General features: G+C 66.7%; 22 protein-coding genes. 19 read left to right on the plus strand and 3 right to left on the minus strand.

What is annotated here, in order from left to right:
* The 10 genes from LZD57_RS00325 (at position 1) to LZD57_RS00370 (ending at position 13,818) form a co-directional block, all read left to right on the plus strand.
* The gene (locus LZD57_RS00325; protein ID WP_233717125.1) at positions 1-423 is read left to right on the plus strand and encodes a hypothetical protein; all 423 of its coding nucleotides are present in this window, start codon (positions 1-3) and stop codon (positions 421-423) included.
* On the plus strand, positions 420-1,406 hold the full coding sequence (locus LZD57_RS00330) for a hypothetical protein (RefSeq protein ID WP_233717126.1): 987 nt from the start codon (positions 420-422) through the stop codon (positions 1,404-1,406). Before LZD57_RS00325 ends, LZD57_RS00330 begins: the two co-directional genes overlap by 4 nt.
* A gap of 165 nt (positions 1,407-1,571) precedes the next feature.
* The gene (locus LZD57_RS00335; RefSeq protein WP_233717127.1) at positions 1,572-2,435 is read left to right on the plus strand and encodes a phage capsid protein; all 864 of its coding nucleotides are present in this window, start codon (positions 1,572-1,574) and stop codon (positions 2,433-2,435) included.
* A gap of 59 nt (positions 2,436-2,494) precedes the next feature.
* Positions 2,495-2,776 carry a hypothetical protein gene (locus LZD57_RS00340; protein WP_233717128.1) on the plus strand — a complete coding sequence of 94 codons (282 nt, stop codon included), beginning with the start codon at positions 2,495-2,497 and terminating at the stop codon, positions 2,774-2,776.
* Between the two features lie 40 nt (positions 2,777-2,816).
* On the plus strand, positions 2,817-3,461 hold the full coding sequence (locus LZD57_RS00345) for a phage connector family protein (RefSeq protein ID WP_233717129.1): 645 nt from the start codon (positions 2,817-2,819) through the stop codon (positions 3,459-3,461).
* Positions 3,455-5,908 (plus strand): phage tail protein, encoded by a 2,454-nt coding sequence (locus LZD57_RS00350; protein WP_233717130.1) that lies wholly within the window; start codon positions 3,455-3,457, stop codon positions 5,906-5,908. Before LZD57_RS00345 ends, LZD57_RS00350 begins: the two co-directional genes overlap by 7 nt.
* A complete protein-coding gene (locus LZD57_RS00355; protein ID WP_233717131.1) occupies positions 5,908-6,438 on the plus strand; it encodes a hypothetical protein in 531 nt (176 codons plus the stop codon). Before LZD57_RS00350 ends, LZD57_RS00355 begins: the two co-directional genes overlap by 1 nt.
* Positions 6,439-6,441: 3 nt before the next feature.
* Entirely contained in the window at positions 6,442-9,363 is a 2,922-nt protein-coding gene (locus LZD57_RS00360; RefSeq protein WP_233717132.1) for a phage tail tip lysozyme, read from the plus strand.
* Positions 9,360-11,315 (plus strand): hypothetical protein, encoded by a 1,956-nt coding sequence (locus LZD57_RS00365; RefSeq protein ID WP_233717133.1) that lies wholly within the window; start codon positions 9,360-9,362, stop codon positions 11,313-11,315. The genes LZD57_RS00360 and LZD57_RS00365 overlap by 4 nt, the downstream gene beginning before the upstream one ends.
* Before the next feature lie 10 nt (positions 11,316-11,325).
* Positions 11,326-13,818: a hypothetical protein gene (locus tag LZD57_RS00370; RefSeq protein WP_233717134.1), complete on the plus strand. Its 2,493-nt coding sequence runs from the start codon at positions 11,326-11,328 to the stop codon at positions 13,816-13,818.
* Here LZD57_RS00370 and LZD57_RS00375 read toward each other — a convergent pair.
* Together LZD57_RS00375 and LZD57_RS00380 are read right to left on the minus strand one after the other, a co-directional pair.
* Positions 13,773-14,117: a hypothetical protein gene (locus LZD57_RS00375; RefSeq protein ID WP_233717135.1), complete on the minus strand. Its 345-nt coding sequence runs from the start codon at positions 14,115-14,117 to the stop codon at positions 13,773-13,775. The two genes, LZD57_RS00370 and LZD57_RS00375, sit on opposite strands and share 46 nt — an antisense overlap.
* Positions 14,095-14,301 (minus strand): ribbon-helix-helix domain-containing protein, encoded by a 207-nt coding sequence (locus LZD57_RS00380; RefSeq protein WP_233717136.1) that lies wholly within the window; start codon positions 14,299-14,301, stop codon positions 14,095-14,097. Before LZD57_RS00380 ends, LZD57_RS00375 begins: the two co-directional genes overlap by 23 nt.
* Positions 14,302-14,393: 92 nt before the next feature.
* Here LZD57_RS00380 and LZD57_RS00385 point away from each other — a divergent pair, with 92 nt between their 5' ends.
* The 8 genes from LZD57_RS00385 to LZD57_RS00420 all read left to right on the plus strand — a co-directional run bounded on the left by LZD57_RS00385 (position 14,394) and on the right by LZD57_RS00420 (position 20,779).
* Positions 14,394-14,792 carry a hypothetical protein gene (locus LZD57_RS00385; RefSeq protein ID WP_233717137.1) on the plus strand — a complete coding sequence of 133 codons (399 nt, stop codon included), beginning with the start codon at positions 14,394-14,396 and terminating at the stop codon, positions 14,790-14,792.
* The gene (locus LZD57_RS00390; RefSeq protein WP_233717138.1) at positions 14,789-15,616 is read left to right on the plus strand and encodes a BRO-N domain-containing protein; all 828 of its coding nucleotides are present in this window, start codon (positions 14,789-14,791) and stop codon (positions 15,614-15,616) included. Before LZD57_RS00385 ends, LZD57_RS00390 begins: the two co-directional genes overlap by 4 nt.
* A 173-nt stretch (positions 15,617-15,789) precedes the next feature.
* Positions 15,790-18,525, plus strand: coding sequence for a hypothetical protein (locus LZD57_RS00395; RefSeq protein WP_233717139.1), 2,736 nt, complete (start codon positions 15,790-15,792; stop codon positions 18,523-18,525).
* Positions 18,526-18,547: 22 nt separating this feature from the next.
* The gene (locus LZD57_RS00400; RefSeq protein ID WP_233717140.1) at positions 18,548-19,078 is read left to right on the plus strand and encodes a Thoeris anti-defense Tad2 family protein; all 531 of its coding nucleotides are present in this window, start codon (positions 18,548-18,550) and stop codon (positions 19,076-19,078) included.
* A 24-nt stretch (positions 19,079-19,102) separates the two neighbouring features.
* Complete coding sequence (locus tag LZD57_RS00405; RefSeq protein ID WP_233717141.1) at positions 19,103-20,017, plus strand: N-acetylmuramidase family protein; 915 nt, start codon at positions 19,103-19,105, stop codon at positions 20,015-20,017.
* 7 nt (positions 20,018-20,024) lie between these two features.
* Positions 20,025-20,264 carry a hypothetical protein gene (locus LZD57_RS00410; RefSeq protein ID WP_233717142.1) on the plus strand — a complete coding sequence of 80 codons (240 nt, stop codon included), beginning with the start codon at positions 20,025-20,027 and terminating at the stop codon, positions 20,262-20,264.
* A complete protein-coding gene (locus LZD57_RS00415; protein WP_233717143.1) occupies positions 20,257-20,415 on the plus strand; it encodes a hypothetical protein in 159 nt (52 codons plus the stop codon). Before LZD57_RS00410 ends, LZD57_RS00415 begins: the two co-directional genes overlap by 8 nt.
* 52 nt (positions 20,416-20,467) lie before the next feature.
* On the plus strand, positions 20,468-20,779 hold the full coding sequence (locus tag LZD57_RS00420; protein WP_233717144.1) for a hypothetical protein: 312 nt from the start codon (positions 20,468-20,470) through the stop codon (positions 20,777-20,779).
* Positions 20,780-20,963: 184 nt separating this feature from the next.
* On the opposite strand, the gene LZD57_RS00425 is transcribed toward LZD57_RS00420, so the two are convergent.
* Positions 20,964-21,143, minus strand: coding sequence for a hypothetical protein (locus LZD57_RS00425; protein ID WP_233717145.1), 180 nt, complete (start codon positions 21,141-21,143; stop codon positions 20,964-20,966).
* Positions 21,144-21,436: 293 nt separating this feature from the next.
* On the opposite strand from LZD57_RS00425, the gene fliF reads away from it, so the two are divergent.
* Positions 21,437-23,131, plus strand: a complete 1,695-nt coding sequence (gene fliF / locus LZD57_RS00430; protein ID WP_233717146.1) for a flagellar basal-body MS-ring/collar protein FliF — start codon at positions 21,437-21,439, stop codon at positions 23,129-23,131.
* Positions 23,132-23,134 lie beyond the last annotated feature (3 nt).

Raw genomic sequence — 23,134 nt, forward strand, 5'->3', positions numbered from 1 at the left:
ATGACCGAAGACGGCCAGGACAGGCACGGCGTGGAACCCGAGGAGGAGGCCGGCGGACCGGAACCCTCGACGGCGGACTTTCTCGAAATGGCGTCGCGCATGCTCGGCGGCGGCTTTGCCGGAATGGAGGCTTCGCCCGCCGATCTCAGGGGCCAGATCGACGCGCACCGGACGGCGATGAAGAAAGAGGCGGACATCTTCCGCGACACCTTCTCGACGCCGCAGGGACGCAAGTGCCTCGACATCCTGATCGACCGGACGCTCAGACGGCGCATCTACGGCGCCGCTTTCGAAACGTCCCACCTCGAGACGCTGACGGTCGCGACCATCGTCCGTGAGACCGAAAACAACTTCGTCGCCGGGATCCTCGAGGCGATCGCCTTCGCGGACAACAAGGACACCATCGTGAGGCAGGACGCATGACCAGAAAACGAGACATCATCACATGCGCGGGCTCGCTCGCATTTCTCGCCGCCATGCCCTTCGGCCCGCGCATCGTCTTCGCACCGGACGACGGCAACGGCCAAAGCGGTGGCGGTGGCGGTGGCGACGACGGCGGCTACGGCCTCGATCCGTCGCCAGCCCAGCCTGGCGACGGCGACGGTCAATCCGGTCAACAGGGGCAGCCCGGCGGTGCGCCGTCGAACGCCGGCAATCCGTCGGAGCCGATCGGCGGCGCGGACGGGGCGCAACCTTCGCTGCACAAGCCGGAAGGCGTCCCGGATCATCTCTTCGGTCAGAACGACCAGGAGACGATCGACAAAATCTGGAACGCCTACAAGGGCGCGCGGGAAGCGCTCGGCAAACAGTCGAAGGCGCCGGACAAGCCCGAGGCCTATCAGCCGTTCGCCTGGAGCGACAAGGTCAAGGCAAATCTGTCCATCGCCGAAGACGACGAGGCGGCGACGCTGTTCCGCTCGATCGCGCACAAGCACGGCATGAACGACGAGAACATGAAGGCGGTGCCGGAGTTCTTCGAGGCGCTGATCGAGAAAGGCGTGATCGAGCCGCCGCACGACACGCGGGCGGAGATGCGGGCGCTGGCGCCGCAGGGTTTCGCCGGGTCCGACGAGGCGAAGGAAGCCAAGGGCGCCGAGCGCGTCGCCGCGGCGGATCGCTGGATCGCGCAGCTTTCCAGCCAGCGCGGCTTCGACGACGGCATGAAGACGGAAATGCGCCTCCTGACGACGACGGCCGCCGGCGTCAAGGTGATCGAGAGCTTCATGACCTCGGGCATGGGCGGCTCGGTCAATCCGGGTGGCCAGACCGGCGGCGAGCCAACGATCACGAAGGCCGTGCTGGACGCGCGCATCGCCGATCCGCGCAACGACATCATGGGCGACAAATACGATCCGGCCTTCGCCCAGGAGACGGACGCGATGTTCAAGAAGTTCTATCCGGACTGAACGCCCGGAAACATGACGCCACAGCCGCCGCCTTACCGTCCCTCGCCAATCGGTAGATGGACCCGAAACGGCGGCGGCACCCGGCTTTTCTGAGACAGGCCCGCATCAAGCCCGACGGCACTCGGCTCCCGAGGACACGACCCCTCAACCCTTCGGGAAGCCAAGATGTCTCAGACCGCACCCAACCATTATGTCCAACAGTGGAAATCCACGGCGCTGCACCGCTACCAGGCGGGCGGCTTCGCCCTGCGCAACACCACGACGCCGCCGGAAAAGATCACCGGCGAGAAGATGCATTTCCCGATCTTCGGCATCATCGAAGCCGAAGAAGACGTGAAGCGTGGCGACGAGGCGCGCCCGCAGAACGCCAACGACACGACCGTCGCCGTCGACACCAAGAAGTCGCGGGCGTTCGAGGAAGTCTTCGAAGACGATCTCGACCAGATGACCGTCGACCGCAAGCAGGCGGTCGCGATGCGCTCCTCCAAGGCGCTCGGCCGCGTCCACGACAAGACGATCATCCGGGCGCTCAACGCCTCGACGCAGACCGTCGGCGACCCGGCGGAGTTCTTCTCCGTCAACCTCGCCCTCAAGGCACGCCAGGTGCTGATGGTGAACGAAGTCGACGTCCAGGACGGCAACACCTTCTGTGCCATGGACAGCGTTTCCTGGACGATCTTCTCGGCCGACAAGCGCGTCTCGGCGTCGGAATATACCGGGCCGATGCTGCCCTTCACCAAGGGCAAGCTGGCGCTTACCTGGAACGGCGTTCACTACTTCCAGCTCTCCGACAAGATCCTGCGGGAGAACGACGCGGCGGGCGAGGCCACGTGCCTGATGTGGCACCGCACGTCGATGGGCTTCGGCTACGTCCGCCAGCTCACCGGCTCGGTCGTCTGGGACAACCGCAAGGACTGCTGGACCCACAACATGCGCATGCGCATCGGCTCCAAGCTGCTGCTGCCGGAAGGCGCGGTGAAGATCGCGGCGAAATACGACGCCGACACGATGGTCCTGCCGAACCCCTGATCGCCATCGCCGCCGGCGAGACCGCCGGCGCCATTCAAACCGTTTGAGAGGACAGAACCATGAGGGAAATCGGAGGCGGTCACATCCGCCGTCAGGGCGCCGGCGTCAGCTACGGCAGCGGCACCAACATCATCCAGCCCAGCAACTGGGAACTGGCGACCAGCGCCGACGCGGCGACCGTCGAGGCGGCGGGCTATTTCAATGCGCTCGCCTACGACATGAAGAAGGGCGACATCATCACCGCCCGCATCGACATGGAGGGCACGCCGAAACTGAAGATGTACATCGTCACGGCGCGCACCTCGACCACCGTGACGGTCGCCAAGCAGACCGTCGCCTGAGGAGGAGGGCGCCCGCGGCCGACGCGGGCGCCCTGTCGCCATGAACCGGGTCACCATCATCAACCGCGCGCTGTCGCGCATCGGATGTCTCGCCGTCCAGTCGGAAGCCGAGCCCGGCCCGGCTGGCGTCGGCGTTCTGCACACCTATGACAGCGTTCTCGAAGATCTCCTGTCGAAATACCCCTGGCATTTCGCCAAGCGCTTCGCCGCGCTGACCCGCCTCGGCAAGACTCCACCGAAGGGGTGGAAATCGGCCTTCATGCTGCCGCCCGACCGCCTCGATCCGCCGCGCGCCTATTACGAGAGCGCCGGCGACGACCGCCCGACGTCACGCTTCGAACTCGCGCTCGACGAGGTCTACGCCGACAGCGACGTCCTGTTCGCCGAATATCGCTTCCGAGCCGATCCGCGCTATTGGCCGGGCTATTTCCGCGAGCTGGTCGTTCTCGCGCTGGCGGCGGAATATGCGCTGGAGATCCGCGAGGAGGTGACGCTTCGCGACCGGCTGCGGCGCGACTGCTACGGCCCGCCTGAATATCAGGGGGAGGGCGGACAGTTCGCGGTCGCGGCAGCTCTCGATGCCCAGTCGCAGCCGGGAGACCAACCGGCGGGCGGCTTCGATCCCCTCACCAGCACCCGACACGGCTATGACGCCGACGACGCTCGAGCGGGCTGGACATGGTGAAAATCACGACCGTCCAGGCGTCGCACACCTATGGCGTCCTCGACCCGTACATGACCGAGCGCCGGGACACGAAGTTCGTTCCCGGTTCGCTGTCCGCCGGCGAGAACATCGTGATCCTGCCCCAAGGCGGCTATACCGATCGCGGGGGGACCGACGATTTCGGCCGGGTGCGCCGGCGGCTGGACAAGATCGCGCTGACGGCCGCGATGGTCGCGATGCCGAACGGCGGATCGGCGGCCACTCTGGTCGCTTCGCAGAAGACGGTCACCGACGAGGCCGCCGGCAATCGCTTCGTCATCGCCGACGTCACCTTGCCGACGGCGCGATCCCTGACGTTCCTCGACGTCGAAGACGTCTCCGTATCGGACAGCGGGGGCGCCGGCGCGCTGATCGTGGAATATCTCGACGGCGCGACCTGGCGCACCTTCGGCCGCGCTCTCAGCGCGCAGATCGAGCGCAATCGCGGCAGCCGACGATTTTCCGTCGGCGCGCCGGGAAACGCGATCGGCGCCTTCAGCCGCTATCGCGTCTGCCTGGACGCGACAAAGGCCAGCGGGACGGTGTCGCTCTCCGGTATTTCCCTGTGGTCGGAACGGGCGGACAATTCGAAGGCCGTCGTCAGGGCGGCACGCGACGCCGAGGGCACGTCCTTCCAGCTCGTCGTCACGGATCAGACGATCGACATCTTCGTCGCCGGCATCTGGCAGGCGTCCATACCGTCCTATCTCGGTTCGCCCGAGGTGCGCAGCGTGCAGATGGAGGCGAGCTACGACAGCATCTTGTTGTTTCACCCGGATCTCGCTCCGCGCAAGATGCTCCGCCTCGGCGACGACCGAGAGTGGAATATCGCCCGAGCGCCGTTCACCAACATCCCGAACGTCGATTACGGGGCGCAGTACACGAACGGCGTCAATGAGATCCAGGAGATAAAGGGCTACAGCACCAATACCTACGATCTGACGTTCGAAGGCGAAATCACCACACTCATCAGCACGGCCTCGAACGAAGCCGTCAAGGCAGCCCTCGAAGGGCTTACAAACGTCGGACCGGGACTGATCGTCACGGGCGACGACAATGACACTTTCCAGGTCGAGTTCGCGTCAGAAAAGACCAAGGAACGCAATGTCCTCACGATGATCGGCACCAACCAGGAGGCGGAGGGCTTCGTTTCGATCCGGACGCTCCGCGAAGGCAAGCCCGGCGGCGAGCCGATCATTTCGTCCGCACGCGGCTTTCCCGCCGTCGGACGCTTCGCGATGGGCCGGCTCAACATGTTCGGGCTTCGGTCGCGACCGGCGACACAGCTCTCCTCGGTGACCTCGCAGCCCTTCGACCTGTCCTCGGAAATCAAGACGGCAGTCTCGGCGCTGGTCTACGACATCGCCGACAGCGAGGGCGCGGCGATCGTCGACGCGCTGTTCGGCCGGACGCTGATCATGTTCTCGACCGATGCGGTCTATTTCTACGGCAACCGCAAGCTCAGCGCCGAGGAAACTCCCGACATCGTCCGTTCGCCGTCGCCCGGCATCGAGCCCGGCGTCCCGCCCGTCCAGACGGACGACGCCATCCTCTACGTCGAGAAGGGCGGCGAGGTGCTGCGGCTCCTCTCCTATTCGGAGATCGACCAGAACTATACCGCCGGCAACGCCTCGGTCCTGTCGGCCTTCCTGGTCGACGGCGTCGTCGACATGGCGAAGCGCCGGTCCGCCAACGGCATCGATGCCGACCTCGCCGTAATGGCGAATGCCGACGGCACGGCCACGGCGCTGACCATCCTGCGGACGCAGGACGTGTCCGGCTTCGCGCCGTGGCGGACCGACGGCAAGTTCGTCTCCACCGTCGTCGATCGCAGTAACGATCTGTGGTTTCTCTGCGAGCGGGAGAGACCGGGCGGCACGGATATCCGGCTGGAGCGCTTCGCACCGATCAAGCTTCTCGACGAGGGCACGGAATTCGAGGTCGTCACGCCGTCGGCGACGCTCACGGTCGCCGCCCGCTTCGAGGGCCGCTCCGTCTGGATCGTCGCCGAGGGACAGGTCATCGGCCCGGTGACCGTCACCGCCGGCCAGGTGACGCTGCCGGTTCCGGTCAGCGGCATGGTGCGCGTCGGGACCTGGCTGCCAGCGACGGCGACGGATCAGCCGGTGCGCCGAGAGCAGGAAACCAACCAGCGCGAAGCGCGGCTGAAGCGCGTCGTCCGCGCCAAGCTCTCCGTCGTCGAGACGACGAGCCTGGCGATCGCCTGCAACGGGTCGGCGCCCTTCGACATGCCGCTTGCCGCCAACGACGAGACGATCCTCGATCGCGCTCCGCTCGACGCGCCCTTCACCGGCTTTTGCGAAGCCGAAGGCATGCATGGTTTCACCGACGCCGCGACCGTCACGGTCACGCAGCTGCGGCCGGGCTTTCTCACCGTCCGATCCGTGACCAAAGACGTGGTGATGTAATGGAATTCGTCGGAGCCCTCTTTGCGTCTGCCGCATCGGGTGCCGGGACGGCGGCTGGCGCGGTCGGAACGGCCGTTTCCGGCGCCAGCACGCTGTCGCTGCTGTCGGGCGCCGGCACGGTGTTTTCCGCCGTCGCCTCGATCGGTGCCGGCCAGGCCGCCAAACGGGAGGCCGAGGCACAGGCGCAGGAGGCCGAGTTCAGCGCCCGCAACGAGTATATCGAGGGCAAGGAAACCTCGGCGGCGATCCGCGCCGAACTCGCCTCGACGATCGCCAACCAGACCGTGGCCTTCGCATCGAGCGGCGTCGATCTCGGCTCGGTCTCGGCGCAGGCGGCGCGCGACCAGGCGACGCGGGACGCGGAAAACGAGCTGTCGATCAATTCGTCGACCGCCGGCGCCAACACGCTCGCCGGACGCCGCCGCGCGCGCAACCTCCGCTCGCGCGGCGCCAATGCGGCTGCTCAAGGATATATCGGCGCCGCCGGATCGCTCGCCGACGGCGCCATCGACATTCACAGGCGGGGCTGACCCATGGCGCGCATTCCCGAGTTCGCCGCCCAGGCACCGCGTCGCGGGGCGGTGTCCGGCTTCGTCGATACCGGCGCGGCCGACGTCTGGTCATCGCTGGCATCCGCATCGGGGCGGATCGCCGACCGGCTCGGCCGCATGGCCGATCAGCAGGCGGCGCGGGAAGGCCAGGAAGCGGGCTTTGCGGCGGCGGCCAGCGTCCGGATGCCGGGCGTCGACTTCGCCTTCAAGGAAGGCACGCCGGGAACGGCCGGAACGCCGGGCCGCTACACCGCGGCATCGGCCGGATCGACGGCGCCGCTGACAGGCGATCTCGTCTCGCGCGCCGCCTTCGCGAAAAAGTATCTGGAAACCCGCTTCGGCCTGAAGCCGCATCAATCGGCGGCGATCGTCGGCCACGGCATTCAGGAAAGCAATCTCAGGCCCGTCGGCGCCGTCGGCGACCAGGGCACCGCGTTCGGCATGTTCCAATGGCGCGGCGCGCGCTATGCCGGCCTGAAGCGCTTCGCGGCGTCGACCGGCCGCAGCCCCGACATGGTCGAGACGCAGCTCGACTACGTGATGCACGAGCTGCGCACGAGCGAGCGATCGGCGGGCAAGGCGCTGGCGTCCGCCGCCGACGTCGAACAGGCGACGGCGGCCTTCATGGGCTTCGAGCGGCCGCAGGGCTGGACGCCCGGCAATCCGCGCGGCGGCCATGCCTGGTCGAAGCGGCTGAAGCACGCTCGGCAACTGGCCGGAGCCGGCGAGGCGTTGGCGCCGGCTCCGACTGCCGCGGCCGCGCTATCCCCGGCAGAGGGGACGATCGCCGGGGCGCCTGCGCGCTTCGAACCCGGCACTCCAGGCACGGCGGGAACGCCGCCCGCGATCGACGTCCATCTGACGCCGGGCGACGTCGCTCCAAAGCGGATGCGGCCCGGCACGATCCGGGGCGACGCATTCAACGCCGCCGTGACCGGGATGCATCTCGACCGCCTGGAAACCGCCATGAGCGCCCAGATGGACGCGCTGGCGATGCAGACGCCCGACGACCCGGCGGCGCTCTCCACCGCGCTCGACGCCCTGCGCGGCGGCTATCGCGAGGGGCTGGAGCCCCGCGAGGCGGCGATGATCGAAGGCGCCTTCCAGCGGCGCAAGCTCGGCCTGGTGCGTTCGGCCGCGACGCGCTGGCAACAGAATTTCGAGGATCAGCGCCAGGCGGTGTTCGAAGACACGCTCGCCAGCCGCCAGGACAACGCGCTGCGCATCGCCCGGATCGCCGGAACCGACGCCAATGCCGACGCCGCCCTGGCGGCGGAGATGGAAGCGATGGACCGGCAGATCTCCGGCTCGGCCCTGAGCGAGGTGCAGAAGGGCCGGCTGCGCCGCAAGATCGAGACCGACGTGCTTTCCACGCGCATCGCCGGCGGTTTCGACAACCAGCCTGACGCGGTCTCTCGCGCCCGCTTCGCCGAGACGTTCCAGCGCGAATGGCAGGACGGCAAAGGCTTCGGCGGCAAGGTCGACGCGGAAAGCTACGACCGGATCACGGCCGACATGACGCGGCGGATCGAGGCGGATCAGGTCGCGGCCGACAAACGCAATCGCGCCATCGACAAGGAAATCACCGGACAGATCGGCCTGTTGAAGAAGGGGTTTCCGGTTCCGGACGATCGACGCCAGGCATTGCGGGCGGCGGTTGCCACGACCGACGATCCGGCGCTCGCCCAGAACCTCGACTTTCTCGACGGTCTCGCCAACTGGCAGCGGGCGCATATCGGCGCCCGGCCGCAGGTGGTCGACGCGCAGATCGGCGCTCTCAAGACACGAATGGTCCAGGACGGCGCGACGCCCGCAGCTCTGACGACGCTCGACGTCATGGAGAGCTTGAAGAGCGAAATGGCGAAGGGCCTCGCCGACGATCCCGTCGGATGGGCGGACCGCGCCGGCGTCGCCAGGATCGAGCCGCTGGACTTCTCTTCGCCCGAGGGGATGGTCAAGAGCCTCGTCGAGCGCGGCAACGATGCGGAGGCGATCGGCGCCCATTACGGGACCGAGCCGAAGTATTTCACGCCGGCGGAAAAGACGGCGCTGGCGCGCAGCCTCGAAGACAATCCGGAAAACCTGCCCGTCGTCGCGGGCGCTCTCCGGGAAGCCTTCGGCGACAAGACGCCCCAGGCATTGAAGGAAATCTCCAAGGATGCCCCAGTCGTCGCCCATGTGGCCGGGCTCTACGACGCGACGGGCAGCCAGACGGTGGCGCTGGAAGTCGCCGACGCGCTCGCCTGGCGCAAGCTCGACGGGTACGAGAAGACCTTGCCGCCGCCGGCCCAGCTCGCCGACGTGGCGCGCACGGGGCTCGGCGCGGCGCTGGCGCAGATGCCCGACACGCAGATGGCAATCACGCAGACGGCCGCGCTGCTGTTCGAGGCCAGAGCCCGCCGGCAGGGCCTTTCGATCGACGATTTCGACGAGCCGGGCTCGGAAGCCCAGGACCTCTATCTGAAGAGCCTCGACGATGCCGCCGGCGGCCACAGCGTCGGCGACGTCAAGATGGGCGGCATCGTCTCGGTCAACGGGGTGAAGACGATCGCGCCGGCGATGATGATGGCCGACGCGGTCGAGCCGCTGATCTGGAACCTTTCACAGGACGATCTCGCCACCCAGGCGCCGATCAAGAGCGTCAACGGCGTGCCGATCCGGCCGAAGGATCTCAGGAATGGCCGCCTCGTCGCCGCCGGCGACGGGCTCTATCACATGACGCTCGGCGACCCGTCGTCCTACGATCCCCGCTACGTGCTCGGCGCCGACGGGCAGCCGTGGACACTCGATCTGAGGGCGCTGACGGACAGCCAGAGAGAGCGCGGCGTCGGCGCGGTGGACGACGGCCGTTCCTGGAGCGAAAGTCTGTTCGACGCGCAGAACCCGGAACAGGTCGCGCGATGAGCTTCTTCTTCGAGAAGCCAAGGCTGCCGCGTGGTCTTACCTTCGCCGGTGGCGAGGCGACGATGGCCGAGATTGCCAGCGCGGCCGTCGAGAGCCAGCGCTACGCCAACAGCATCAATTCCGGCGAGCAGGCGTTGGTGGAGGCCTACGATCGTCGCATCGAAGCGGTTCGCAAGGCGACGGGCGTGACGCTCGAACACCCCGAACGCCGGGCAGATGCGGAGTGGAAACGTCTCGAAACGGAGCGCCCTGTCAACGCGCTGAACTTCGATCCTGGCCAGAAGACGGCCAGCGATCGCCGTCAGGCGATCTTCCAGCGGGAGCGCAACGCTTTCACACGACGCCTGGCCGAACTCGCGCAGCAGTATCCGGCAGCGCGAGACGCGATCCAGCCGCAGACGTCGATCGAGGCCGACGCCGCCAGTCTCGCAGTCGAGGCGGAGCGGCGATCGGCCACGCTCGCCGACAGCCGCGACGGGCTCGCCAAATGGTCCGCCGTCATCGCCGGCGCCGGCGCGGGGTCGCTGTACGATCCGACCTTCGTCCCCTCGATGCTGCTCGGCGGCGGAGCGGGCGCCGGACGAACGGTCGCGGCGCGCATCCTGTCGGTCGCGACGCGAGAGGCGCTGATCAATGGCGGTGTCGAAGCGGCTCTGCAGCCCGCCGTCCAGAACTGGCGCGGCAAGATCGGCTTGCCGTCCGGCTTTGACGAGGGGGCCAGAAATGTCGCCATGGCGGCCGCCGTCGGCGGGCTCCTCGGTGGAGCGATCGGCGGGGCGGGAGAGGCGATCGGCGCGATCGGCCGTCGCGGGGCACGACCGCGCGACGAGATGGCGGCGGAGATCGCGCGGGCGGCAGATCCCGGAACGCAATTGCGATCGGCGCTTGCTGGCGACATGGCGGCACAGCGCCAGATGCTGGAGCCGATCCGCGAGGCGCTTCCGGCCGAGGCTCGCGGTGCGCTCGACGAGGTCGACCGCGTGCAGCTGGTCGACGCCGCCAGGCCGGCAGATATGCGCGCCGACCGCCACCAGGCCGCCACCGTCGCCGCAGGCCGAGCGCTGGACGGCGACGACCCGGGACTTCTGACGTTTCCGATCGACGACGACCAGGTCGCGCGCATCGTCGATCGCCTGGCTCCGGCCGACAGCGCCGCCGCCGCGCCCACGGCGACGAGGCTTTCGAGCTTCCTGATGCGCGCCGGCGGACTGAAAGACGAGACGGGCGACGTGGCGTCCCTTGCCGGCGGCCAGGTTGCCGAGCGCTTCACCGGCAGATTGATCAAGGACGACGGGCTTGCCCTCGATCGGGCGCGCGAGATGGCGGCCGAAGCCGGCTATCTCGATCGCCTCTATGGATCTCCCGAGGAAGCCATGGCGCGCTCGACGCCGCGCGATCTGTTGGATCTTCTCGACGAAGATCTTCGTGGCGGCGAGATCCTGCCCGGCCTCGATGCGGCCGCACGCGCACCGGACATCGACGCCGAACGCGGCCACCTCGACGGTCTGGCGCGGGAGGTCGCGCGCTATTCCGGTCCGGGAATTTCCGACGACCTGATCGTCAAGGCGATGCGGGCCGTCCAGGACGAAGGCCTGCACCCGGCCGACGCGGTCGAGCGCATGCTGACATACGAGGTCGCGGAAACCGCCGAGGATGGCACCGCCCGCGTCGTCGTCGGCGACGACGGCGAGCCCATTCCCAACCTTCCGGGCTGGAGCGACGAGGAGATCGCGGCCGCCATGGCGCCGCGCGGTCCGGAACCAAGGGCCGACGGCCTCGACGACCCGGCGACGACCGTCGACGAGGATCTGATCGGCGACCGGGACATCGCTGGGCTGGAAGATTATCCGTTCATCGACGACGAGGGCAACGTGATGCTGATGCGCGACTGGCTCACCGCGATCGCCGACGACGAGAATGCCGCCCGCGTCATCGAAGCCTGCAGGATCTGAGGAACGCCGCATGTCGCTCGCTACCTGTCTCGACAGCGCCGTCGCCGGCGAGGAGATTTCCCGCCGGGACGCCGAGCGGCTGAAGGCCCGCTTCGAGGACTTTCGCAAGCGTCATGCGGACGGGGCGGAGGCCACGGCCGACTACCAGGCGCGCCAGGACCTGATCGACGAGCTGAAGGCCGACACGGCACACAAGAAGCGCAAGGCCAAGCTCGCACTGAAGAAGCTGCGCGAGATCGAGATGAACCTTGCCGGCTACCGCGACGCGCGCGGCGAGGCGGACATTTCGGCCGCGGTGCTCGACATGCTGGAGCATTTCGGGACGGCGAAGTTCGCGTCCGTCGCCGGGCGCGAGAGGGCGCTGCAGGGTATGGCCCACGCCAAGATGGAGACGTTTCTCAATCACTTCCGGCGCGGTGCGCTCGCCGGCGACAAGGCGCGATGGAACGTCGCAGACATGCGCAACGTGATGCGCGAGCTGTTCGGCGAGGACAGCGGCGACCAGGCGGCGAAAGGCCTAGCCAAGGCCTGGACGGAAACGGCCGAATGGCTGCGGCAGCGGTTCAATTCGGCGGGTGGCGCCATCGGCAAGCTGGAGAACTGGGGCGCGCCGCAGCATCACGACGCGCGAGCGCTGCGCAATGTCGGGCCTGAGAAGTGGAAGGAAACGATCCGGCCGATGCTGGATCTCGGCCGGATGACGCATCCGCTCACAGGGAAGGCGATCACCGCCCGCGAGATCGACGGCATCCTGGATGAAATCTGGCAGACCGTCGCGACCGACGGCTGGTCGAAGCGCGAACCCTCGCGCCAGCCCTTCGGCCGCGGCTCGCTGGCCAATCAGCGCGCCGAGCACCGCTTCCTGGTGTTCCGCTCGGCCGACGACTGGCTGTCCTATCAGGAGATGTTCGGCGGCGGCGACGCCTTCGCGGCGATGATGGGCCACATCAACATGATGGCGCGCGACATCGCGGCGATGGAAATCCTCGGCCCCAATCCGGAAGGGACGATGAACTGGCTGCGGCAGGCGATCCAGAAGGAAGCGGCATCTAAGGCCGCAGGCGGACGTGGACGTATCCCTGGAGAGGGATCGGACGCCACCGATCGGGCAAAGACCATGACCAAGCGCATCAACGACGTCTGGGCGTCGATCCGGGGCGCGGCGAACACACCGGTCAGCACAAAGTGGGCCAACCGCATGGGCGTGGTTCGCAATCTGATCACGGCCAGCGTGCTCGGCCAGGCGGCGATTTCGTCGGTCTCCGATCTCGGCACGGCGATGATCGCCCGCAAGTTCGCCGGACTTCCGGCGGCGAGCACCATCAAGGAGGCGATCTCGGCGACGATACCGTCGACGCGTCGCGAGGCCGTCGCGGCCGGGCTGATCCTCGACAGCGCCGCCCACGTCATGCATACGCAGGCGCGCTATGTCGGCACCCTCGGCGGCCCGGCCTGGTCGCAATATCTGGCCGATCGGGTGCTGACCTATTCGGGCCTCACCCCATGGACACAGGCCGGCAAGCACGCCTTCGGCCTGTCCTTCCAGTACGAAGCGGCCAAGCTCGTCGGGAAGTCCTACGCCGATCTGCCCGATGCCTTCCGCAACACGTTCGCTCGCTACGGAATTTCCGAACTCGACTGGAAGATGATGCAGAACGCGAAGCTGCATCAGACCGGCCGGGGTGTCGCCATGCTGCGACCGGCGGAGATCGCCGAGGCGGGCGGCGACGCGCTGGCCATGCGCTATCTCGAGATGATCCAGGCCGAGACCGAATTCGCCATTCCGTCCGGCTCGCACCGCTCGCGCACGGCGCTGATTTCCGACGTCCAACCGGGAACCTTCATCGGCGAGGTCGCACGGTCCCTGTCGCAGTTCAAAAGTTTCGGCACGGTGTTCCTGCTGCTGCACGGCGCGCGCATTCATCGGATGATCGCCGGCGGCGACAAGACGGGCGCCGCCGGCTATGCCGGATCGCTGCTGCTGACGACGACCATCTTCGGCGCCGCCGCAATTCAGCTGAAACAGGTCGCCAACGGCCGCGACCCGCGCGACATGGATACGGCAAGCTTTTGGACCGCGGCGTCACTCCAAGGCGGCGGCTTCGGTATCTATGGGGATTTCCTGTTTGCCGACATCAATCGCTACGGCGGCGGCATGGCGACGACGATCGCCGGTCCGGCCGTCGGCAAGATCAACGATTTCCGGAACCTCACCGCCGGCAACCTCGTCCAGCTCGCCAGCGGGGAAAAGACCCATTTCGGCCGCGAGCTGGTGAAGTTCGCCAAGGGCTCCATCCCTGGCGGGAACATCTGGTATCTGAAGCTCGCCTTCGAGCGGAACGTGCTCGACCAGCTTCAGACCGTCGTCGATCCGGAGGCGCAGAAAGCATTCAAGCGGCAGCAGCAATACTGGCGCAGGAACTTCGGCCAGGAATTCTGGTGGGCACCCGGGGAAACTCAGCCTCGCCGTGGCCCTGACTTGAGCCTGGCGAACAACAGATAAAATGCCGCAGCGATCGTGATGGTTTCGATCAATGCGGGCCAAGGCATTTGATCAAGATGCAGTGCCCGCGAGACCTTAGTGCCCTCGAAAACGATTTCCGAACGGAGGTCACCCCAAAACGAAGGCTCTGTCCCTCCCGCATATGTAATGTTTGCCGGAAGGCGCGGCTTTTCGAAGTAGAATCCTCCACCATACTTGGCGTCGTGACCTTTCTGAGGCCAATCAAAAACCTGCTCAGATGCTGACGGTGGAGTTTCTGACGGCTGGTTTAAGAACTCAATCAGCTCTTGCTCGTCCATCGCGCTTCTCGTCAAAACCTTCCAGCCAGTCGCGTAATATCATCCGTACAGCTTCAGGTCGAGTCTCCGCGCCAATCTCCGGCATGACGCGATCGAGCGCGGCCAGCAATTCAGGCGGAACCCGAACTGTGATTGGCGTCGCATTGATCGCTGGGCGGCCAACTGGGTTCTTATTTTCTGACATTGACAATCCATTGTTGATGTCAGAAATATAGACGAGCCGGACGGAAGAGGCAACTTCGCGCCCGGCTCTAACCACGAACCATGGAGCAACCCATGTCCGAGGCTGTGCAGCCTATAACCCGTCGTGGTCTGTTCGGCCACATCGCCGGGGCCGTCGTTCTCACCAATGCCATCGCAGGCACCGTCGCGCCGTCGCCGATGGAGGCGCTGATCCGGCGCCACAAGGCGCTGACCGAGGCCTACAACGCGGCGGCCGACATCGAAGAAATCGCGATGACCGAAGCCGCGACGGCGGCGATGCGGGCGGCCTTCGCCGAACAGGACGCCGCCTTCTTCGATCTCCTGCGGCATCGGCCGCAGACGCTGGAGGAGGCGCAGCGGCGCTTCGCCTATCTGATCTTCGACCGGTGCTCGCCGTGGAACGGCTGCGAGGCGACGCACGACGAGGCCATCGCGCTGGCCCATTCGATGCTGCCGGAGGCGGACGCTTGAGCGGGCTGGCCAATTTTGCCTTCGAGGAACATCTGGTGCGCGTCGTCGAGCGCGACGGTGAGCCGTGGTTCGCCGGCAAGGATGTGTGCCGCTGCCTCGAAATCGAAAAGCACCATCAAGCGCTCGATAGCCTCGACGGCGACGAGAGGGGTACCTGTACTGTAGGTACCCCCTCGGGACATCAGACGATGGTCGTCATCTCCGAGCCCGGCGTCTACCGCCTGGTCTTCCGCTCCCGCAAGCCGGCGGCCGAACGGTTCAAGCGTTGGCTGGCGCATGAAGTCATCCCGGCGATCCGCCGCACCGGCCGCTACGAGACGACGCCGGCGGCGATCGTCGACACCGAAGCGCCGCTGATGGCGAAGGTGGCGGCGGTCCGGCTGGCGCTGCGGCTGTTCGGCCGGGACAATGCGCGGGCGCTGTGGCACCGGCTGGAGCTGCCGGCGATGGACGCGCCGGCGAGCGACGCGGAGGCCGGCGCGCGGAACGCCGCCGCCTGTCTGGATCACCTCCTCGCCGCGCGGATCGAAGACGGGCTGACGATCCGGGCGGCGATCGGCGCCGGCGTGCCAGAACGGGACGCGCTGTTTTCCGCCGGGCTCGGCATCGTCGGACCGCGAACGCGGGAGGAGGGGTTCCAGCTCTTCGTGCCGAACCAGCATCCGGCGCTGTCGCGGCACTTTTCCGGCACGCCATGGGCGGACGGGCGCTGGAACGCGGCACTCGCCGGCGGGCGCTTCGCCTGGACGCGGCGGACGATGCGCATCCCCGGCGGATCGAAGCGCGGGATCGGGATCGATCTTGCCGCCATAGCGGAAACATGACGGCGCCGGCCCGCCGGTAGAAAGGCGCGGCGGGCACCTGCCGCCCGCGCCCCGCCGGCGTTTCACCCGATCTGCCGGCCTCCGGAGGCGGCCTGCCTGCCTGCCGCCTCCGGACACCGCTCCACTTTTATCGGAAACATGACGCCGCGACGGCCCGCTTACGGTCGCCGGCCATGAGCAACGCGCCGCTTTATTCCGACGACCGTCAGGTGATCGCCGCCCCGCCGGCCAATACCACGGTGCTCGACTACGATTTCGAAATCCGCAGCGAAGCGGCCATGCGGGTGCTGCGAGAGCGTGGCGGCGCGACTGAAACGCTGACGCTCAACGTCGATTACGTGTTTCCGACCGGGCCGGGCGATGAGAGCGGGGGATCGCTGCAGCTCGTCATGCCGTCGCTCGACGGAGACGTCTACACGATGCAGGGCCATTCGCCGGTCGAACGGCGGTCGGACTTCCTGCCGGGGCTCGCCTTCGCGACGGCGAAGATCAACGCCGATCTCGACTATCTGACGATGATCGCGCAGGAGCAACGCCGCGACGTCGCTGCCGTCGAAGCGGGGCTGCCGGTCCTCACCGAGGCCCTGCGGACGGAAAGCCAGCAGCGGAGCGCCGCGGATGCTGCCGAGACCGCCGCTCGCCTCGCCGCAGATGCGGCGATCGTCGCCGACTACCGGGCGCGCCTGGTCGACTACGTCAACCAGGGCAACGTCCCGATCTACGCGACGATCGACATCATCCGGGGCGCGGACGGTGCGGGCCTGACGATCCCCGAGGGGCAGCCGATCTACGTCTACGGACAGGCTGCAGTCGAGGATGGCCTCGGCGGGTTTTTCGTTCCGGCCGACACCGGGTCCAGCCGATTTTTCGACGACGCGTCCGGTCAACGTTTCTGGTGGCTGTCCCGGCCCGGCCTGCCGAGCGCGGCCGGGTCCGACGACCTCCTGGAGTTCGAGCGCAACGCCACCCGCTACGCCCGCCGCGTCGAGGACCTGTTCGCCGAGCGCAACGTGCTCACGGTCGCGACGCCCGACGACATCGCGGCCGTCGATACGGCGTTCCCCGCACCGGTCATCAACGTCCTCGGACACCCGACCTCGCCGCCGGCCTCCATCGCCTGGGAGCGCGTCGACACCGAGCCGACGTTTCCGCTCAAGCGGACCGACGCCAAGGGGCGGCACTATCGGCCGAAGCGCGGGCTCTACAAGCTCGAAGAGTTCGGGCCGCTGAAGCCCGGCGGCAACATGAACGCTGCCTGGAACGACTTCGTGGCGATCGCCAAGGAGGATTATTTCGGGGTCTGCCAGCTCCCCATCTATCCGGTCTACAGCGAGGAGAGACTGACGCGCATCTTCGATGCTCCTCCGTCCACGGCCAGCTACAAGCCTTACACGACATTCGGCATCTTCGGGGTGAGCAACGGGCTGAGGCAAAGCCAGATCGTCTTTCCCGAGGGCGTGACGGACGCCGGCATCTACATCGAGCCGCAGGCCAACAACCAGGTCGGCGGCGGCGCTGGCTTCACGATCCTCAGCGAGCAGCCTGCCCACGCCGACGACGATCCTGCGACGGACGCGCTCGCGTCCAACACCTCCGGCATCGGACTGGAGGTCGTCGCCAATGTCACGCCCGGCGGGGCTGGATGGGGCTCGCCACGGCAACCCTCGTGGGTATGGGACATGATCAACGTCGGCGGGTCTCTGCCGTTCGGCGGCAAGATACGCGGTCGCTGGAAAGCCGGCTTCCGCTTCGAAAATTTGTGGATACCGCGCATCAGCAACGCGTGGGCCAACACGAACCTGTTCTACGACAAGCAGTACAAGCAAAAGTTCTTCGAGGCCGGAAACGGCTTCACATTCCTGAACTGCTACGGGCCGCAGTGGTTCAACATCGACTACGCCGGACCCTGGGATACGGGCATCCTCGCCCTGTTCAATGCGGCGTCGTGGGACGGCGAGGGCGTATTCGGCAAGCGTTTCGGCGGTGCCGGAGGGCCACGCCGTGGCGTCTACATCGACCACACCAGTCCGGTTCACGCCACGGGGTACATCAAAGGCTTCGGGGGATATCTCAGCGATTTCGACATCAACGCCTTCGAGACGGCGATGTATGTCGGCAATCTTGCCGGGCTGTTCATCTCGGAGGGGACGCTTCTGCTCGGCATTCCGCCAAGCGTCAATCCGGGGCAGCTCACCTACGACGCAGAGACATTTTTGCAACTACACAACACCCGGAACGTGACTGTCCGTGGCGTGAAAATCCCGATGGGCGGGCACTACACGTCGCCGACGAAGAAATCCACGGCGGTCAAGTTCACCGGCGATGCAATGTACAACACGATCGACGACTTGACCGTCCGAGCGAACGGTTACGGCATCGTCGACGAGACGACGGGCGGCGACGGGCAGAACTATGTCGATCGGTACACGCCGAACGGCACACCTTCGATCGGAACCGGGAACCTGCAGCCCGGATACGAGATCGTCGACAATGGCCGGCTCACCGGCCCGGCGGTCAAGAAGACGGCCGTGCCGACGCTGAACCAGGCGACACCTGCAACCGGCGTCACCTATGCGGTGCAGACCGCAAACTACGTCTACGACCCCCGGCGCAAGCGCTGCAAGCTGTGGGGCCGGCTCACCGTCGGCGACGTCGGGACCGGAGGCGCAGGCGCGACCAGCCTGGTCATTCCCGGAATGCCGTTGCCGGCGTCTCCCGGCGATCAGATCGTCCGCGTCGAGCAGGCCACCGGGTTCGGCGCTGCCGCGCCATCCAACGGGGTGATGCTGAACTCGGCCATCGCCCTCTACATCAGGGCGGCTTCGGGCAACTCCGGCGGCGCACTGCCTTGGGCCAACGTGCAGGCGGGCAGCAGCTTCCTCTTCGAAGCCGAATATCGGACCGCCTAACCCCAGAGAAAGGTCCCGCGCCATGCGGAAATACGAACGCATTCCCATCGTCGTGGACGCGGTGCAATTCACCGGCGGGGCCGAGAGCGCCGCAGAGGTCATTGCCGCTGCCGGCCTCGGCGACAGCGCCTACCTCAAGCTGGCGGACGAAGCCGAGGCCGTCAGCGTTGCGACCCTCGCCGGTGCCGTCCTCATGCGCCCCGGTCAATGGCTCGTCCCGATCGGCCGTTGGGTCACGGACGGCGTCGAACTCAAGGCCGATTGGGCGATCCTTTCCGACGCGGAGTTTCAAGCGAACTATCGGCCCGCCGGGACGGGCGACGAGGCCTGCGATTTCGGCAAGGCATTCGCCGCCGTCCGCAATGGCGGCAAGGCCCGGCGCGACGCCTGGGCGGACGGCATGTCGATCTATTGGGAGCCGCACTGGTCTCCCGGTAAAGATGCAAAGGCGAGCCAGCCGATGTTCGCGCTGACGCTGGTCGACGGTTCGGTCGTGCCCTGGCGTCCGTCCGATACGGATTTTTCCGCCACCGACTGGCGCGTGTTCGGCTGAGGCTGCGTAGGCGAGGAGCAATCCATGGATTTTCGGAACTTCCGCGGCGCCGCCAAGCGGATCGACGATCTCGATCTGCCGCGGCTCGGGCATCTGATCGGCGTCGGCGAAGACGAGATCCACGCCGTGCTCGATGCCGAGACGAACGGGCACGGCTTCGACGCCCTCGGGCGTCCGCGCATGCTGTTCGAGCCGCACATCTTCTGGCGCGAGCTTCCCAAGGGCAAGCGCGGCGAGGCACAGCGCCTCGGCCTCGCCTATCCGAAGTGGCGGCGGAACTATCCGGCCGACAGCTATCCGCGATTGAAACAGGCGATGGCGATCGACGCGACGGCGGCGCTGCGCGCGGCATCGTGGGGGCTCGGCCAGGTGATGGGCTTCAACCACAAACTCGCCGGATACGACACCGTCGACGAGATGGTGACGGCGTTCATGGCCGACGAGGAGAACCATCTCAAGGCGATGGTCGAATTCATCGTCTCGGCCGGGCTCGACGACGAGCTGCGCCGCCACGACTGGCGCGGCTTCGCGCGGGGCTACAACGGCCCCGGCTTCGAGAAGAACGGCTATGACGACAAGCTGGCGGCCGCCTGGCGCCGCTGGGCGAAGATCCCCGATACCGCCTGGTCGCCGGAAGAGGCGGCGCCCGTGCCCGTCCCGTCGCCGGCGCCGCGTGATCGGGCCGGCAGTGCGGCGCCGGATCTGATCGCCAGCGTGAGCAAGGCGATCGGCGCGGCCAAGGGGGCGGCGCAAGGCTCGATCGCCGGCATCGGGACGCCGACCGCCATCGCCGGCACGCTGAAAGCCTTCGGCTGGTTTCCGGATCTGACGCCGGAACAGATCATCATCGGCTTCGGCCTGGTCACGCTCGTCGTCGCCACGGCAACGGCCGCCTTCTTCGCCTTCCGGCGCGCCTACGACGCGCCGGCCAACAAGTGAGGACGCGATGGGCATCCAGTTCAAGGTCCTCGTCGCGGCTCTCCTCGCCGTCGGCATCGGCATTGCCGGCGCCTGGGTCGCCAACACGCTCAAGAAGGAAGGCAGGAATGAAGAACGCGCCCGGATCTCCGATCGCAGCCGGCAGGCCGGCGACGCTGGCGAGGATGCTCGCCTGTCTCGTCGCGAGTGCGTGGCTGGCGGGATGCGCTACGAGTTCGCTACCGGCCGATGCCTCGGCGGTGAATGACATCCGCCGCGCGCTGGGCACGGCCTTGCCCGGCACTCGCGGAGCCACGGCGGCCGACCAGGAGGCGATCGACGACACGGTCGCCGGCGGCTGCGGCGTCGGCATCTACAAGCCGGCGGAATGCCGGCGCCACGACGCCGTGGAGCGATAGCCGGAACGCTTCCGGCTTGAATGTGATTGTATGAAATGATCAGGGCGGACGCGTGGGCGAGGAACTGAGATGGATCATCGGCGCCGCGTTCGCTCTCATCGGCCTGATCGGTGGGTTCATCGCGCGCGATCGTCAGCTGACGAGCACGATCAAAATGGGTGACGACGTGCTGCACGACCGCATCAACCGGACGCGAGACGAGTATCTCCGGCGCGACGACTTCAACGCCCATATGGGCCGGATCGAAACCACCGTGAGCGAGCTGCGTCACGAACTGCGCGACACGCGCCGGGAGACGAACGAGCGGCTGGACGCGATCATCTCGGCCGTCAACAAAGCGGCGATGAATGGCCGCAATTCGTGAGATTTTTGCGCGGTCTAATTCATAAGCTTTTGATTTTACTGAGATAATTGATAACTCTTAATCAGCGGGTCGTAGGTTCGATCCCTACATCACCCACCATTCTTTTCAACGGCTTAGGCCGTTTTCAACGGAACGAGACGAGAACGTTTGAGACCTTGGAATAGGTCTCACGTCTCACGGCCGTTCACAGGGCGTTCTCATCGCCCTTCTCGAACCAGGCGACCATCTTGCCGATCAAAGTGTCGGCCATCTCCGGATGGCGGGCAAGATCGTGTTTCGGGATCTGCTTGGCGCTCCCGGCGATGTGGCCGATGATGGAGTTGATCGTCGCGACGCTCGCTTCGCCGAGCACGATCGAGGTCACGGCCGTGGCAATGTCCGCGTCGGCCGAGTGGATGTCGGCCGCGACATGCAGGTTCCGTCCGTCGGATGCCGATTTTACCTACTTCCTGCAATCGTTTCGTTCGAGGGATTTCAACCGTTCTGCCGGCGAAGCCTTGCATCGGCTCGCGACGGTTGCTGCGGCGGCCTTGGCGGGTGGCTGAAATCATCAGGGAAATCCATGCATTAACGGTTTGTTAACCGGGGCCTCGCGCAAGCTTTGACCGGCATTGTCCCTCGCGACTCATGCAGTTCGTGCGTAGCGAGGAGTGATCCATGGCTTTGGCCATTGGCGGGCAGGCCCAGCAAATCCTGACGAATCTTTCCGGTCTCGGAGCGCGCAAGCTCTCCGCGCTCGGTCTCGTCGGTTTTCTGGTGATAGCACTCGTCGGACTTGGAAGTTACTATCTGTCGCGGCCGGACATGGAGGTGCTCTATTCCGGCCTCGACCGCACCGACGTGACGCGCATCGGCGCGGCGCTGACCGAAGCGGGCATCGCCTTCGACGTCAGCGCCAAGGGCGACGCGATCCTGACGCCCTTCGCCTCCACGGCACCGGCGCGGATGCTGCTTGCGGAGAAGGGCCTGCCGCGGTCGGAGAATGCCGGCTACGAGCTGTTCGACAATCTCGGTTCGATCGGTCTCACCTCCTTCATGCAGGAGATCACCCGGGTGCGGGCGCTGGAAGGCGAAATCGCCCGGACGATCCAGTCGCTCGCCCATATCCGGGCGGCACGCGTCCACATCGTCCTGCCGGACGAGGGAAGCTTTCGTCGCAACGAGAGGAAGCCGTCGGCGAGCGTCGTGATCCGGACCGACCAGCCGGAGGATTTCTCCTCGGCGCAGGCGATCCGTCATCTCGTCTCGTCCGCCATTCCCGGCATGACGCCCGACGAGGTGACGATCCTGTCGTCCGACGGCACGCTGCTGGCCTCCGGCGACGATTCGGCTTCCAGCGCGCCGACGAAGCTCTTCGGCATCGAGCGCATCGTTGCCAAGAGCGTCGAGGATTCGATCCGCCGGACCCTGTCGCCCTATCTCGGCATCGGCAACTTCCAGACCTCCGTCACCGCACGGCTCAACACCGACAGACGGCAGATCTCCGAGCGGACCTTCGATCCGGACGTTCGCGTCGAGCGCTCGACCCGCACCATCCGCGAGAACGCCCAGAGCGAGAATTCGACCAAGGAGAACGCCGTCGGCGTCCAGCAGGACATCCAGCCGGCCGGCGGCGCCGCCCAGACCAACAGCGGCCAGTCCTCGAAGGACAACAACGAGCGGCGCGAGGAACTCACCAACTACGAGATCAATGAAAAGACCGTGCAGACGACGAGCGAAGGCTACAGCGTCGAGAAGCTGTCGGTCGCGGTCGTCGTCAACCGGGCGCGCCTCAAGGAATCGCTCGGCGAGAACGCCACCGATGCCCAGATCGACGCCCGGCTTGCCGAACTCCAGGCGCTCATCGCCTCGGCTGCGGGCATTTCCGATCAGCGCGGCGACCAGCTGAAGATGACCGCCGTCGACTTCATCGCCTCCGACAGCGCTCTCGAGCCCGTCCCGGGGCCGGGCATCGGCGAGATGTTCATGCGCCAGTCCGGCACGCTGATCAACGCCTTCACGATCCTCGCCGTCGCCGTCCTGGTGATCTGGTTCGGTCTCAAGCCGGCGATCCGGGCGATCGTGCAGACGCCGGCCGGAGAGAATGGCGCCCTGGCGCTCGAAGACGGCTCGCTCCCGGGCCTCGGCGCCGAGGATGGCCCGGGCGGGCTGGAGCTGCCCGGCGGTTTCGAGTTCGCACAAGGTACGCCGGATATATCCCAGTTCGGGGGCGGCGCACCCGCCTATCTCGGCCAGTTCGACGAGTCCGAGAACGAGAGCCCGCAGGCTCGTATCGCGAAGTTGCTCGATCAGGACGAGCTGAAGGCCGCGAACGTGCTCAAGCAATGGATCAACCACAAAGAGGCGGCGTAAGAG

The sequence above is a fragment of the Jiella avicenniae genome (assembly GCF_021390325.1).
In the GTDB taxonomy this organism is placed as follows: domain Bacteria; phylum Pseudomonadota; class Alphaproteobacteria; order Rhizobiales; family Rhizobiaceae; genus Jiella; species Jiella avicenniae.

Bases quoted from the DNA above. Each gene is read 5' to 3' on its own strand.
- LZD57_RS00325 (WP_233717125.1), top strand. From the start codon at position 1: ATGACCGAAGACGGCCAGGACAGGCACGGCGTGGAACCCGAGGAGGAG.
- LZD57_RS00330 (WP_233717126.1), top strand. From the start codon at position 420: ATGACCAGAAAACGAGACATCATCACATGCGCGGGCTCGCTCGCATTT.
- LZD57_RS00335 (WP_233717127.1), top strand. From the start codon at position 1,572: ATGTCTCAGACCGCACCCAACCATTATGTCCAACAGTGGAAATCCACG.
- LZD57_RS00340 (WP_233717128.1), top strand. From the start codon at position 2,495: ATGAGGGAAATCGGAGGCGGTCACATCCGCCGTCAGGGCGCCGGCGTC.
- LZD57_RS00345 (WP_233717129.1), top strand. From the start codon at position 2,817: ATGAACCGGGTCACCATCATCAACCGCGCGCTGTCGCGCATCGGATGT.
- LZD57_RS00350 (WP_233717130.1), top strand. From the start codon at position 3,455: ATGGTGAAAATCACGACCGTCCAGGCGTCGCACACCTATGGCGTCCTC.
- LZD57_RS00355 (WP_233717131.1), top strand. From the start codon at position 5,908: ATGGAATTCGTCGGAGCCCTCTTTGCGTCTGCCGCATCGGGTGCCGGG.
- LZD57_RS00360 (WP_233717132.1), top strand. From the start codon at position 6,442: ATGGCGCGCATTCCCGAGTTCGCCGCCCAGGCACCGCGTCGCGGGGCG.
- LZD57_RS00365 (WP_233717133.1), top strand. From the start codon at position 9,360: ATGAGCTTCTTCTTCGAGAAGCCAAGGCTGCCGCGTGGTCTTACCTTC.
- LZD57_RS00370 (WP_233717134.1), top strand. From the start codon at position 11,326: ATGTCGCTCGCTACCTGTCTCGACAGCGCCGTCGCCGGCGAGGAGATT.
- LZD57_RS00375 (WP_233717135.1), bottom strand. From the start codon at position 14,117: ATGGACGAGCAAGAGCTGATTGAGTTCTTAAACCAGCCGTCAGAAACT.
- LZD57_RS00380 (WP_233717136.1), bottom strand. From the start codon at position 14,301: ATGTCAGAAAATAAGAACCCAGTTGGCCGCCCAGCGATCAATGCGACG.
- LZD57_RS00385 (WP_233717137.1), top strand. From the start codon at position 14,394: ATGTCCGAGGCTGTGCAGCCTATAACCCGTCGTGGTCTGTTCGGCCAC.
- LZD57_RS00395 (WP_233717139.1), top strand. From the start codon at position 15,790: ATGAGCAACGCGCCGCTTTATTCCGACGACCGTCAGGTGATCGCCGCC.
- LZD57_RS00400 (WP_233717140.1), top strand. From the start codon at position 18,548: ATGCGGAAATACGAACGCATTCCCATCGTCGTGGACGCGGTGCAATTC.
- LZD57_RS00405 (WP_233717141.1), top strand. From the start codon at position 19,103: ATGGATTTTCGGAACTTCCGCGGCGCCGCCAAGCGGATCGACGATCTC.
- LZD57_RS00410 (WP_233717142.1), top strand. From the start codon at position 20,025: ATGGGCATCCAGTTCAAGGTCCTCGTCGCGGCTCTCCTCGCCGTCGGC.
- fliF (WP_233717146.1), top strand. From the start codon at position 21,437: ATGGCTTTGGCCATTGGCGGGCAGGCCCAGCAAATCCTGACGAATCTT.